Below are 13618 nucleotides of genomic sequence, written 5' to 3' on the forward strand. Positions count from 1 at the left end.
CGACAGAGCACCGGCGGCACCGGCGGCACCGGCGGCACCGGCGAGCCTGGACACCGATCTGCTGCTGAACGGACGATCCCACAGGACCGGCGACCACGAGATCGTGCTGTTCAAGCCGCGATGGGGCGCCTTCGGCTCATGGGCCGCCTCGACGGGAGTCCCACGCCTCCCACAATCGTGCGTAGACGCCGTGTGCCGCGACGAGCTCGTCGTGCGTACCCTCCTCGGTGATCCGTCCGTGTTCCATGACCACGATCCGGTCGCAGGCGGCGGCCTGTGACAGCCGATGGGCGATCACCAGCCCGGTACGACCTGCCAGGGCGGCTTCGGAGGCACGGTCGAGCAGGCCGGCGTTGGTGGAACCGGCTTCGGCCGTGGCTTCGTCGAGGATCGCCAGGTCAGGGTCGGTGAGCAGCAGCCGGGCGAGCGCGACCTGTTGTGCCTGGGCATCGGTGAGCGGAAGGCCACCCATGCCGACCACGGTGCCGAGGCCGTCCGGCATCAGGTCGAGCAGACCGGCTGACCCGGTGGTCTCCAGTGCGTCCAGAATCTCCCGGTCGGTGGCATCCGGTGCGGCGAGCGTGAAGTTCTCGCGCAGGGAGCCGGCGAACACGTGCACCTCCTGGGTGATGACCGCGGTGCGCTCCGGCCGTGCCACGGTCCCGGCGTCGGGCGGGTGGATTCCGGCGATCACGGTGGCGAGCGTGGTCTTGCCCGCCCCGGAGGCCCCGACCACGGCGACGCGCCGACCGGAACCGATGTCGAGGGTGACATCGTTCAGCACGCGCGTGCCTTCGTCGTAGCTGAACGCGACCTGGTGGAGCCGGACGGAGGTGCCTGCGCCGGCGGCCGGGCCGAGCCTGTCCGCCGCGTCGTCCGGCATCGTGACGACGCCGATCATGCGGCTCAGCGAGGCGAGGGCGGACTGGAGGGTGTCGATGACGAACAGCAGTTGGTTGACCGGTCCGAGCAGGCGCAGCACGAGCAGCATCGCGGTGGTGGCGGCGCCGACGGTGGAGGCTCCGTGGTCGATCAGGACGAACCCGACGACGAGCACGGCGGCCAGGCTCAGGCATTCGCCGAGGTTGAGGCGGGCGTTGAGCATGCTCTGCACGATCCGGGCGCGCAGCGACCGCACCGCGACACTCCAGGAGGCGCTCATCACGGCATGGTGCCGCTGCTCGGCGAGCCCGAAGCCGAGCACGGTGGCGTAGCCACGCTGGGATTCGAGGATCTGCTGGGCGCGGGCACTCATCGCCGTCCGCTCGGCGCGGTACACCTGCGGCCCGGTACGCAGGTACCAGCGCATGGCGAGCACGTGGACGGGCAGCACGACGGCGAAGGCGGCGGCGTAGGGGTATTCCAGCGCCGCGAGCCCACCCAGGGACACGACGATGGTGAAGGCGGTCACGGTGAACGCCGGGATGACCGCGGGGGCGGCGTCGGCCACGGCGGTGACGTCGTCGCTGGACCGGGAGATCAGGTCTCCGGTCCCGGCGCGTTCGACGATGTGTTGCGGCAGCGTCATGGCGCGGCCCACGAGTCGTTCGCGCAGCGCGGCGAGGATGGTGTGGTAGACCCTGGTGGCGAGCACGATCGTCACCGCGGTGCCGGCCGCGCCGAGGATCGCCGAGAGCGCCATGACGGCGGTGAGGGTCAGCACGGTGCGAAGGTCGGCGGTGCCGGCCCGCACGTGGTCGACGAGGTATCCGATCGCCACCGGTGGGATCAGGTCGATGCCGGTGCTGACGATCCCGAGCACGCCGGTCGCGGCGAGCCGGAGCCGGTGCCCGCGGCTGAGCCGCCACACCTCCGCGGCGGTCTCCCGCCCGCCCGCCACCGGCAGCCCGGCATCGGTGGCCGCGGATGCGGGACTCACTGTGCCCTCCCCGCGTCCACCGGCACCTCGACGAACAGCTCGACGACCCGGTCGCAGGCACCGAGCAATGCCGGGGATGAGGCGATCAGCAGCGTCGAGCGCCCCTGACGGATGTCGCGCAGCCGGCCGGCGATGGCATGCTCGGTGACCGAGTCGACCGCGGTGGTCGGGTCGTGCAGCACGAGCACGGGCGCCTCGCCGGCCAGGGCCCGGGCGAGCGCGACCCGCTGGCGCTGGCCACCGGAGAGGCGGTTGCCGCCCTCGCCGACCGGGACGTCGAGATCGGCTGCGAAGTCGTCGCACGCCGCGGCTCGCAGTGCCGCATCCAGGTGGGCGGCGTCCACACGCTCGGGGGCGTCGGCGGTGACGGTGAGGTTGCCGCGGAGCGTGCCGCTGAACAACGTCACCCGGTGCGGGGCGACGGTGACCCGGGAACGGTACTCGGCCGGCAGCAGCTCCCGCGCCGGGAGCCCGTCGAGCCGTACGTCCACCGCGTCGCGTGCCCGCGGGTTCAGTAATGCGTCGGCGATGCGGGCCGCAGTCCGATCGTCCGTGCGGACTCCGACGAGTTCGCCCGGTTCCACCCGGATCGATGCGCCGTGCCCGGAGATGGTCGGCACGGACACCTCCAGTGCCGGAAGTAGCGCGACCTCGCACCGGGTCATGTCACCGGGTGCGGGCGTGGGGGTGCCGTCGTCCCGCAGCACGCCGAGGATGCGCACGGCCGAGGCGCGGGCTCCGGCGAGGTTGGGGATGGACACGTTCGCGATGGACTCGATCTGCGGCAGGAGTGCCTGGGTCAGGCCGACGGCGGCGATCAGCTCGCCGATGCTCAGCTGTCCGTCGACGGCGAGCCAACCGGCCAGTCCCATCACCGTCGCGACGAACACGCCGGTGACCACCCCGGAGCCCACGAGGAACCGTCCCAGCAGGCCGGCGTTGCGTTCGGCGCCGGCGAGGGTCTCCTGACTCGCCTGCCGGTACCGTCTGGTCGCCTCCGCCTCGGCGCGCCGGCCGATCCCCTTGACGACGCGGTAGCCGGCGACGAGGTCGGTGGCCCGCCCGACGGTGGCGGCCAGCAGCTCCTGGTACGCGCGGGTGTCCCGGGAGAACCGCTCGCTGAGCACGCCCATCGACCAGACCGCGACCGGCGCTCCGATCAGCACCACGAGTCCGAGCAGCCGGTGCGCCGCCACCAGCGATGCCGCGATGAATGCGATGGCCGCGATCCGCGCGATCGGCATGATGGCCAGGATCACCGCGTTGGCCAGGCGGGCGACGTCGTTCGTCATCAGCGAGACGACGCCGCCGTCCGGCGCATGGGCGGCGCCGTCGACCGGATGCAGCACGCCGGTCGACAGGGTGCCCCGGAGCCGGTGTTGCAGCAGCTGCACCGCATAGGCGGTCAGCCGCAGCGAGAGTTTCGCCGCCGACGTCAGCGCGACGTACAGGGCGATCAGTGCACCGAGCCACAGCGTCAGCTGTCCCGTGTCCCCGGTCGCCAGCGCCCGGTCGATCGCGAGCCCCATCACCACCGGGACCGCCGACTCGCCCACCTGCCACACGATGGCCAGCAGCATCGCGGGAACGCTGACCCGCCGCACCGAGAGGATCACGCGCAGCAGGAACCTGCCCGGTGTGGTGCCCGCCGGAGCCGCGAACGGCGGGGCCTGGAGCGGCTCGGCGGGTGCGTCCAGGAGGACGGGGAGTCGGCGGGTCAGTGGTCCTCGTCCCAGTCCCGCCGGATCGGCGTGCGGGTTCACAGGCGTCTCCTGGCCTCGGTGAACAGCAGCCGGCCCAGATAGCCGCCGCCGAGCATGACGGTGATGATCCCCACCGGCAGGGGCGTGGGCGCGATGTGCTGGGCGATGTAGTCCGCCGCCAGGCACAACAGCGCGCCGACCAGGGCGGCGGGTGCGAGGGTGATCCCGGCGGTGCGGGCGAGCCGGCGGGCGATCTGCGGCGCGAGCAGGGAGATGAAGGCGATCGGCCCGGATGCGGCGGTGACGGTCGCGGTCAGCGCCACGCCCACCGCGATCAGGCCGAGGCGGACGGGCGAGACCCGCACCCCCTGAGAGGCGGCCGCATCGTCCCCCAGCTCCATCTGCCGCATCGGCCGGCTCAACATCGCCGCCATCAGCAGGAACACGGCGATGCAGGCCCCGCCGATGACCACGCGATCCCACGACACACCGTTGAGCGACCCGGCACCCCACGCGGCCGCGGCCATCGCCTGCTCCAGCTCGGCTTTGAGGATCAACCAGGTGTTCAGCGAATCGAGCATGGCGGAGACGCCGATGCCGACGATGATCAGCCGGAATCCCTGCACCCCTCGCCGGTGAGCGAGCAGGTACACGGCGAGGGCGGTGGCCATGCCGCCCACCAGTGCCCCGCCGACCAGCTGCCAGTAGGTGCCGTTGACGACCAGGATCACGATCAGCGCTCCGGTGTAGGAGCCCTGGGAGAACCCGATGATGCCGGGGTCGGCGAGCGGGTTGCGCAGGATCGACTGGAAGACCGCACCGGACACCCCGAGCGCGGCGCCGAACACCAGCGCCGCCGCCACCCGGGGCAGCCGCCACTCGACCACGATGTCGTGGACGAGCCCGGTCTCGCCGCCGGTCAGCGCGGAGACCACCTGCCCGGGACCGAGCTGGTACGAGCCGGTCATCAGCGCGAGCACCGCCACGCCCGCGGCCGCCAGCGCGAGCACGGCGCAGACGACGACCGAACGCCACTCGAGCCGTACCGCGATCCTCCCGTGCCGCAGCACCAGCACCCGCCGCGCCTCTCCCGCCGAGCGAGGGGGCGCGGACGAAACGCCTGTGCTCACAGTCGGCTCGCCTTCTTCCGCCGCACCAGCACGATGAGGACGGGAGCACCGACGAACGCGGTGACGATGCCGACGGGGATCTCGCTCGGGTGCATGACGACGCGCCCGAGGATGTCGGAGGCCAGCAGCAGGATCGGGGCCAGCAGGACGCTGTAGGCGAAGATCCAGCGCTGGTTCGGGCCGACGATCCAGCGAGCCACGTGCGGCACCATGAGCCCGACGAAGCCGATCGGCCCGGCGATCGCGGTCGCTCCGCCGGCGAGCAGAGTGAGCGCGATGATCGCGAGGACGCGGGTCCGCGTCAGGCGGACGCCCTGGGCGGCCGCCAGGTCGTCGCCCAGGGCCATGGCGTTCAGCGAACCGGACACCACGACGGCCAGGACGAGACCCACCACCAGGAACGGCACGATCGGCCACACCAGATCGAGTGGCCGGGCCACGATCGAACCGGCGTTCCAGGCCCGCATCACGTCGAACGCGGCGGGGTTGGTCAGCTCGAGCGCCGACCCGGCGCCTCTGAGCACCGCGCCGATGCAGACCCCGGCGAGCACCATGACCACCGGTGACTGCCCCTGCCGGGTCGCCCCGAGGGCGAGCACCATGAGCGTGACGATCAGCGCCCCGGCGAAGGCGAACCACATGTAGCCACCGATGTCGCGGACTCCGAGCAGCCCCACGGCGACGGTCACCGCGAAGGAGGCGCCCGCGTGGAGGCCGAGGATGCCCGGATCGGCCAGCGGGTTGCGGGTCAGCGCCTGGATCAACGCTCCCGACACGCCGAGCGCCGCGCCGACGACGAGCCCGGCGACGGTACGCGGCAGCCGGTAGTCACGGATGGCGAACTGATCGATGTCGGCGGACGGATGGAACAGGGCGTCCCACACCACGGACGGTGCGATCGCCGTCGACCCGATCATCACGCTCAGCACCAGCAGGAGCAGCAGGACCACGAGCGCGACGACCAGCCCGATCAGACGCCGACGCGGTCCGGGCACCGGTACGGTGCCCGGACCGTCGTGGCGCAGGGCGAGAGCTGTCACTACTTGGCGGGCAGGGTCGCGAGGGCGGTGTCGAGCGAGTCCAGGTAGCGCAGGACGGGCCCGTAGGAGTTGTTACCGGGGCAGAAGACGCCGAGCGCGCGACCGGAGTTCACGGCGGGCAGCGCCTTCCAGGTGTTGGTCTCGACCACCGGAGCGAACGGCGCCTTCGGCTTGCCCTCGGCGTCGACCGGATAGGTGATCACGTCGTACTTGGACAGCCCCGCGATCTGCTCGAACGGCAGGGCCGTCCAGCCCAGGGGGTCCGCACCGGCGGCCGCCTTGGGGAAGTTCATCCCGAGGTCGCCCTGGGCGATTTCGACGCAACCGAAGTCCGCGACGGAGAACGTACCGGGATCGGAGCTCTCCCAGCGGTCGACGTTGACGAACTCGGTGTCGGCGATGACTTTGCCGTACGTCTCCTTGATCTTGGCGATCTTCTTCTCGAACTCCGCCTTCTGCCCGCTGAGCCCGCCCGTCACGTTGCCGGCCTCGGCGAGTCCGCCGGCGAGGGCCTTCCATTCGACGTCGAGTCCCCAGAAGACCGTCGGGGCGACCGACGCCAGCTGCTTCTCGATCCCCTCGAACTCGCTCTTGGGCATCTGGGCCAGGATGACGTCCGGTTTCAGAGCGGCGAGCTTCTCCATGTCGACCTGGTCGCCGCTGGAACCGAGAATCGTGGCCGCCTCGTACGTGGCCTTCTGTTCCGCGGGGATGAGACCGAGGTCGGAGGCGCCCACCTCGGTGACGCCCACCGGTTTGCCACCCATGTCGATCAACGGAAGGGTCGTGTTGCCGATCGTGACGATCCGCTGCGGCTCGGCGGGAACCTCGACCGCGCCGTTGCCGGCCGTGACGGTGCGCTTCTGAACAGTCGTGGCGCCGGTGCCGTCGCCGCTGTTGTCGCCGCAGGCGGAGAGGACGAGCGTGGCACTCAGCAGGGCGGCCAGAGCCGTGCCCCGTCGCAGAGTTGTCATGGTCATGGTTGTGCTTCTCTTTCTCTGTCTTTCGTCGGGGGTGAACGTCAGTGGGTGCCGGCCGGCACCAGTTCGTGGACGGTGGTGCCCCAGCCGACGGTGTGCCGCGCGGCGCGGACGAGACCGGCCCGCGCGATGACGGCGTCGAGTTCGGCGGCGGTACGCAGTCCGGAGCCGTGCACGGTGAGGGCGAGCAGGTCCGCTTCGCCGTCGTGCTCGTCCAGGTCGTCGGTGTCGAGGAGGTCTTCGACCAGCAGCACCCGGCCCCCGGGCAGGAGGTTCTCGGCTGCTCGGCGCAGGGCGTGGGCGGCGTCCGCGTCGGCGAGGGTCTTGAACGCGCGGATGACGAACACGGCGTCCGCCGGCGGGCTGGGCTCGAAGACGGACTGCCCGGCCACGCTGACCCGGGCACGCTGCCGCTCGTCGGGGATGGTGTCGGGCAGGTCGCGGCGCAGCCAGTCGGCCTGGGCGGGCAGCGCACAGATCGTCACGTGCAAGCTGTCGTGCGCGGCGACGAACTCCCGGGCCTGGGCGCCGGCGCCGCCGGAGTGGAGCACCAGGTGCCCGACCCCGGCGAGCAGGCCGGACTTGGCGATCGGCTCGGCCAGCGAGGCCTGGAACTTCGCCAGGCGTTCCAGGTAGCGGTCCTCGTAGTCCTGCTCGGTCCGTACCTCGGTGAAGGTCTGCCCGGTGACCGAGGCGTACGACGCCCGGCCGGTGCGAACCGACTCGGTGAGGCCGTGAACGCCGAGCATCTCGCGTCCCACGACCCCGGCGGGGTGCAGGGAGTCGACGATGAATTCGAGGGTCAGGACCTCGCCCACCGGTGTCAGACCGTAGTGGCCCGGTTCGGTCTCGGTCAGGACGCCCAGGGCGTGCAGGTAGCGCAGCAGCTTGCCCAGCGCCCGCGCGTCGGCGTCCACCCTGGTGGCCAGGTCCTCGACGCCTGTCACACCGCGGGAGATCAGGTCGGGAACGCCCAGCTCGACGGCGGTGCGGATGGCGGTCGGGGCGATCAGTTCGGTCAGGTCGTGGAGCTTCTCGAACGGCGTCCTCGTCTTGCCGGGGTCGGGCACCGCCTCGTCGGTGTCGAGGGTGACGACCTCGCCGCGACGCCAGTACCCGGTGAAGTCGATGTCCTCCTTCGGCATGCCCCGGTCCTCGACCAGGTGGCGCCGGAGGTCCCGTACCGCCGTGTGTTCCCCGGCGAGCCACGCGAAGGGCCGGCCGTCCCACCAGCCGCAGTTCCGGACCGCGTCGGACAGCAGCCGCGTCGTGCCCGCTTCGGCGCCGTCGCGGACGAGCCAGGTCACCTCGACGCCGGGCCCCTCGGGAAAGTCCTGGCGATGTTCGTGCTCGGCGATTTCGATGAACACCTGTGCCCGGGTGTCCGGGCCGATCTCGTCGAGCAGGCGGCCGATCGCGGGAAGCGCGGTGTCGTCGCCCGCCACGAGCAGCCAGTCCGCCCCCGCGGGGAGGGCCTTCGAACTGCCGGGGCCGGCGAGGTGGATCCGGTCCCCCGGCTGGGCGCGGTACGCCCAGGTCGTCGCGGTGCCCACGCCGTGTCTGACGAAGTCCACGTCCAGTTCGCCGGCCACCGGATCCCAGCGGCGCACCGTGTAGACCCGCGACAGCGGCCGCGGATCTCTCGGCACCTCGATGCCCTTCTCCTTCTGCACCGGCAGCACCGGCTCGGTCTGGCCGGGGTAGCAGAACGCCAGCCGGATGTCGTCGTCGAAGCCCGTCGACGCGAACGCCGGCTGGGGGAAGCCGTTCGACGACGTGAACTCGCCGAGCTGCGCGCCGGCCAGCGTGACCCGCCGCATCCCCGGTGTCAGGTCCACCACCCGGACGACCGCGACCTCCCGCAGGGTCACGGGACGCACGGTGAGTTGGCGTGAGGTCTTCGGCATGGTGAGGAACTGCCCTTTCGCGTGGCGCACCCTCGTGAGCAGGAGGGCTGCGGATCAGGTTAGGCTAACCTCACCTCAAAAGACGTGCGCAGGTCGCCATATAGTTAGGACGTGCTGGGCGTGGATCTGCCTACGCTCGGCACGAGTCGACCGCCGCCGATCCCCCCGGTCCGGTCGAGCGGCTCATGGGACCAGACCGAGCACCTTCTGTTCTGGGTCCGTACCGGCTCGGCGTGCCTCCGTCTGGAGGGCCATCCGGAGTTTCGCCTCGCCGAAGGCGAGGGCGTCTGGGTTCCGGCGGACATGGGCAGCCACTGGACGGTCGTCACCGAGCCGGGCACGGTCGCCTTCCCGCTGTTGACACATCCGGGTATCGGGACCGGGGCGTTGTCGGAGCCGAGGCGGTTCGTGGTTCCCGACGGCTGGCAGGACTGGCTGATCCAGCACTTCAACCTCATGGTCACGCCGCTCACCGGCCACGGTTACTCCCAGGATGTGCTCGTCGATCTGTTCCGCGGCTCCGATCGGCGACCGCCTGCGCGAAGCGGGGACACCGAGCCGTGCCCGGTCGGTCCGCCGGCCATGCCGAGAGCCGCCGGGGCCCGGGAGGTGGCCGACGAACTGCTCCGCAATCCCGCGCTCGACCTCACCGTCGCCGAGTGGGCGGCCCGGGTGCTGTCCAGCCCGCGCACCCTGCTCCGCGACTTCCGCGCCGGCACCGGGCTGACCTTCGAGCAGTGGCGGCTGCGCTGCCGATTGAGCGCGGCCGTCGAGTTCCTGGTCGCCGGTTACGGCGTCGACCAGGTGGTCGCGCGGGTGGGCTTCACCAGCCGCAACGGATTCGCCCGCGCGTTCAAGCAGCAGTTCGGGTCGACTCCCCACGAGTTCAGCCGTGCGCTCTCCGCACGGCAGGCCAGCGGTGACCTCTCGCAGCACGCGACGGCCGCGCGCCAGGCCGACGACCTCGTCACGTTGCTGCGGGAAGGCCGCACCTCACCCGCCGCGCCCGCGTTGCTGCCGGCGACCCGCACGCCCCCGCACACCAACGATTTCCACGTGCTCTGCTGGGCGTACCGCGGCAGCGGACACCTGGACATCGGCGATCGCCGTTACGAGTGGGGCCGGGGCGGCGCGATCTGGATCCCGGCCGGTGTGGAGCACACCACGGGGGTCCGCGAGAACTCGATCTCCCTGTCGCTCGGGAACGCCACCACCGACGACCTGCGACTGACCGTGCCGCTGCAGGCCCAGTTCTCGCCCGACTGGGACGACTACCTGATGTTCTGCGCCATCAGTGCCCGTACCCCGGTGCGCCCGGACGACCACGACCCCGGCCATGTCCTCGATCTGTTCGCCGAGCACGTCGCCGCGCAGCGAGCGCTGTCGGTGCCGATGCCGACCGACCCCCGGGCACGCAGAGCGGCCATGGACTACCTGCGCCGCATCGGCACTTCCGGCGGGCCGGCGTTCGACGTGCCCGCCGACATCCACCGAACCTTCCGCGAACAGACCGGAATGCCGTTCGCCCGCTGGCGCTACGCCGCCCGCATGCGCATAGCCCGCGACCTGCTCGGCGGCGGCGCCAAGCCCAGCGCCGTCGCCCGCCGCGTCGGCTACGCCCACCTGCCGACGTTCAGCTCCGCCTTCACCCGCTTCCACGGCCTCTCCCCACGGGACTACGCAGCACGCCGGGGCGACCGGCAGGACGGCCACCCGCCGGAGTGACGGGACGTCGGCGTCCGTCCGTGACCGCGCGGACCACCGGAAATACGTTTCTCCGATGGCGTGCGCTCCCTAGGATCTCCGGTGATCAGGGGAGATGACACGGTGAGTGATTTTCAGCAGTTCGCAGCGGATGTGACCACACGTCTGTCGGCGATGTCCAAGGGCGAGTTGTACGTCGTCGGCGACGGTCTCGACCGGGACTCGCTCTGGCTCACCTTTCTCGAATCCTTCCCCGCCGGCACCAATCGCCGGTTCCGTGAGCGGTCCGAGTACGACTGCTCGACCTGCCGCGGGTTCGTCAGGAACTTCGGTAACGTCGTGGAGATTCGCGACGGTCGGGTTCGTACCGTCTGGTCCGGGGTCTCCGCCTCCGACCCGGTCTTCTCCGTCGTCGCCGCCGCGATGGACGCCTTCGTCGGCACGCTGCCGTTGTCCGGCGTCTTCCGGTCCACCGAGGCGCAGTACGGGACGAGGACGACCCGGACGCTGCGTGACGGCCAGGTCGAGGTGTGGCACCACCTGCACGGCCGGGTGGAGAAGCGGCATCGCAGCAGGGACGCCGGCGCGGAACGGGGCGCCTTCGACGCCGCGGTGCAGGTGTTCCAGCGGGGCCTGGCCGAGCTGACCCAGCACGCTCTGGACACCGTCGTCGACCTCATCGACGACGACGCCCTCTACCGGGGCGCCGAGCATCGCCGGGCGGTGACCGAGTTCCGGTCGTTGCAGAACCGGTGGACGCAGGCGGCCGACGGACGGGCGTTCGTCTTCGCCAACGCCATGAACCCGGCGGCCCGGTTCCGCAACACGGTGATCGGCACCCTCGTTCAGGATCTCTCCGCGGGCGTCGACCTGGAGCAGGCGGTCCGGTCGTTCGAGACGAAGGTGGCGCCGCAGAATTACCAGCGCCCCACGGCGCTGATCACCCCGGCCATGGTCAAGGCTGCCATGAAGACCATCGGCGAGCTGGGCATCGAGGAGTCGTTGCAGCGACGCTTCGCCCGGCTGTCCGACGTGTCGGTCACCAACGTGCTGTGGGTCGACAACGACACCCAGTCGCGGATGAAGGACGGCATCGAAGGGCTGCTCATGCGGGCGGCCACCACCGGGTCGTCGGGTGCGCGTCTTCGGGACGCGAAGCCGGAGGAGGTTCCGGTGGTCGCCTTCATGAAGGACGTCCTGCCCGGCGCCGCGAGCATCGACCTGTGGGTCGGCAACAGCCACGAACCGCATTTCGTCAGTCTCACCACCGGCCGGCACCCGGACGCGCCGCGGCTGTTCACGTGGGACAACGACTTCGGCTGGTCCTACGGCGGCAACGTCACCGACTCGATCAAGGAGAAGGTCAAGCGGGCCGGCGGCAACGTCACCGGCAAGCTGCGGGTGAGCCTGTCCTGGTTCAACCACGACGACCTCGACCTGCACGTGTTCGAACCCAACGGCGACCACATCTGGTACCGGGAGAAGCGCAACAAGCTGGACGTCGACATGAACGCGGGCGGCGGGTTCTCCCGCGAACCGGTGGAGAACGTCACCTGGGCCGGCAAGGTCCCCGACGGCGTGTACCGGATCGAGGTGAACCAGTACCACAAGCGGGAGAGCACCGACGTCGGCTTCGTGATCGAGACCGAGAGCAACGGGAAGATCGAGCATTACCGCCACGAGCGGGCGGTCGGCCACCAGGAGACCGTCGAGGTGGGCCGGATGACGGTCGCCGGCGAGGTGATCACCGCTTTCCAGCCGGGTGAGGCCATGCGGGCGGGCAGCGTCGGCAGGGACCGCTGGGGCATCACCACCGAACAGTTCGTGCCGGTGTCCACCATCATGTACTCGCCGAACTACTTCGACGACAACGAGGTCGGCAACCGCCACTACTTCTTCATCCTGAAAGGGTGCGTGAACGACCAGCCGACCCGGGGCATCTACAACGAGTTCCTCCGCGGCGACCTGCAACCGCACCGCAAGGTGTTCGAGGTTCTCGGCGACCGCACCAAGTGCGAGCCGTCGGAGGATCAGCTGTCCGGCCTCGGCTTCAGCTCCACGGTCCGCGATGCCGTGGTCGCCAAGGTCACCATGACCAGCGGCCGGCGCCGCCTCATCAGCATCCAGTTCTGATTCCCTACCCGGACATCCGAGAGAGGCCACCGTGACCATTTTCGAGAAGGCCACGCGGGAGAAGTTCCGCTACCCGTCGGCCAAAGGCCTGCTGACCACGGAACAGCTGTGGGAGCTGCCGCTGACCGCCAGGTCCGGGTTCAGCCTCGATGACGTGGCCAAGGCCGTCAACGCCGAACTCAAGGCCGTCGACACCGAGTCGTTCGTGGCCACCGAGACCAATCCGGCCAAGGCGACCCTGGAGACCAAGCTGGAGGTCGTCAAGCACGTCATCGCCGTCCGCCTCGCGGAGGACCGGGCGGCGAAGGCGGCGGCGGCCAAGAAGCTGGAGAAGGAGAAGCTGCTGGCCGTCCTGGGGCGCAAGCAGGACGCGGCCCTGGAGAACCTGACCGAGGCGGAGCTGCTGGCCCGCATCGACAGTCTGTAGCCCGCAAGCGGTCAGGCCGCCCGGCGCCCGGTGACGAGAACGGAGCGCACCGTTTACGTTGTAACGGTGACCGATCACGTCGCGCCACACTGGGACTCCTCCGCCCTCGTCGTCATCGACATGCAGGCCGATTTCGCCGCGATCGCCGGCACGGTCGAGGTGTCGCCCCGGGTCGACGAGCTGGCGGCCGCGTTCCGGCGGGCGGGGCGGCCGATCGTGCACATCGTGCGGCTGTACCCGCCGGGTTCGCCCGACGTCGATCTGCCGCGGCGTGGCGCGACGACCATCGTGGCGCCGGGCACACCGGGCGCCGGCCTGCTCGCCGGGCCGGCCACCCCGGTGAGCCTGGACGCCGGGCTGCTGCTGAGCGGACGGCCCCAGGAGGTCGGCGACCACGAGATCGTGCTGTTCAAGCCGCGATGGGGCGCCTTCTACCGGACCGTCCTCGAGCAGTGGCTGCGCGACCACGGGGCGGACACGCTGGTGGTGTGCGGGTGCAATCTGCCGAACTGCCCGCGGGCGACGCTGTTCCAGGCGAGCGAGCGCGACTTCCGTACCGTTCTGGCCACCGACGCGGTGTCGCAGACCAGCGCCGAACGCCTCGCCGACCTGGCCGGGATCGGCGTCACGCTGACCACCACGGCGGAGATCATCGATCGGCTGGGCGCGATCGGAGAGCGGCTCCCCGATGAGGCGGATCGGAAAATGATTTGAC

10 protein-coding genes are annotated in these 13618 nt (G+C 70.8%); 4 read left to right on the forward strand and 6 right to left on the reverse strand.

The genetic code is table 11. The features are described 5' to 3' along the window. Positions 1-136: 136 nt before the first annotated feature. From J5X75_RS14665 to J5X75_RS14690, 6 genes are read right to left on the reverse strand one after another with little or no spacing between them, the layout of a single operon-like run. The gene (locus J5X75_RS14665) at positions 137-1879 is read right to left on the reverse strand and encodes an ABC transporter ATP-binding protein (protein WP_208467917.1); all 1743 of its coding nucleotides are present in this window, start codon (positions 1877-1879) and stop codon (positions 137-139) included. Next, the gene (locus tag J5X75_RS14670) at positions 1876-3642 is read right to left on the reverse strand and encodes an ABC transporter transmembrane domain-containing protein (protein WP_208467918.1); all 1767 of its coding nucleotides are present in this window, start codon (positions 3640-3642) and stop codon (positions 1876-1878) included. The genes J5X75_RS14665 and J5X75_RS14670 overlap by 4 nt, the downstream gene beginning before the upstream one ends. Beyond that, complete coding sequence (locus J5X75_RS14675; RefSeq protein WP_208467919.1) at positions 3639-4712, reverse strand: FecCD family ABC transporter permease; 1074 nt, start codon at positions 4710-4712, stop codon at positions 3639-3641. Before J5X75_RS14675 ends, J5X75_RS14670 begins: the two co-directional genes overlap by 4 nt. Next, positions 4709-5707, reverse strand: coding sequence for a FecCD family ABC transporter permease (locus J5X75_RS14680; protein ID WP_307798079.1), 999 nt, complete (start codon positions 5705-5707; stop codon positions 4709-4711). The genes J5X75_RS14675 and J5X75_RS14680 overlap by 4 nt, the downstream gene beginning before the upstream one ends. A gap of 44 nt (positions 5708-5751) precedes the next feature. Further along, positions 5752-6732 carry an ABC transporter substrate-binding protein gene (locus J5X75_RS14685; RefSeq protein ID WP_208467920.1) on the reverse strand — a complete coding sequence of 327 codons (981 nt, stop codon included), beginning with the start codon at positions 6730-6732 and terminating at the stop codon, positions 5752-5754. Positions 6733-6773: 41 nt separating this feature from the next. Then, entirely contained in the window at positions 6774-8603 is a 1830-nt protein-coding gene (locus J5X75_RS14690; RefSeq protein ID WP_307798080.1) for an SIP domain-containing protein, read from the reverse strand. Between the two features lie 156 nt (positions 8604-8759). On the opposite strand from J5X75_RS14690, the gene J5X75_RS14695 reads away from it, so the two are divergent. From J5X75_RS14695 to J5X75_RS14710, 4 genes are all read left to right on the forward strand, one after another. Then, positions 8760-10364, forward strand: coding sequence for an AraC family transcriptional regulator (locus J5X75_RS14695; protein WP_208467922.1), 1605 nt, complete (start codon positions 8760-8762; stop codon positions 10362-10364). Between the two features lie 102 nt (positions 10365-10466). Next, entirely contained in the window at positions 10467-12476 is a 2010-nt protein-coding gene (locus tag J5X75_RS14700; RefSeq protein ID WP_208467923.1) for a DUF8224 domain-containing phage-derived protein, read from the forward strand. 31 nt (positions 12477-12507) lie between these two features. Beyond that, complete coding sequence (locus tag J5X75_RS14705) at positions 12508-12903, forward strand: hypothetical protein (RefSeq protein ID WP_208467924.1); 396 nt, start codon at positions 12508-12510, stop codon at positions 12901-12903. Between the two features lie 66 nt (positions 12904-12969). After that, positions 12970-13617, forward strand: coding sequence for a cysteine hydrolase family protein (locus J5X75_RS14710; protein WP_307798081.1), 648 nt, complete (start codon positions 12970-12972; stop codon positions 13615-13617). Position 13618: the final 1 nt, after the last annotated feature.

Source organism: Actinoplanes flavus, assembly GCF_017592555.1.
Lineage (GTDB): Bacteria > Actinomycetota > Actinomycetes > Mycobacteriales > Micromonosporaceae > Actinoplanes > Actinoplanes flavus.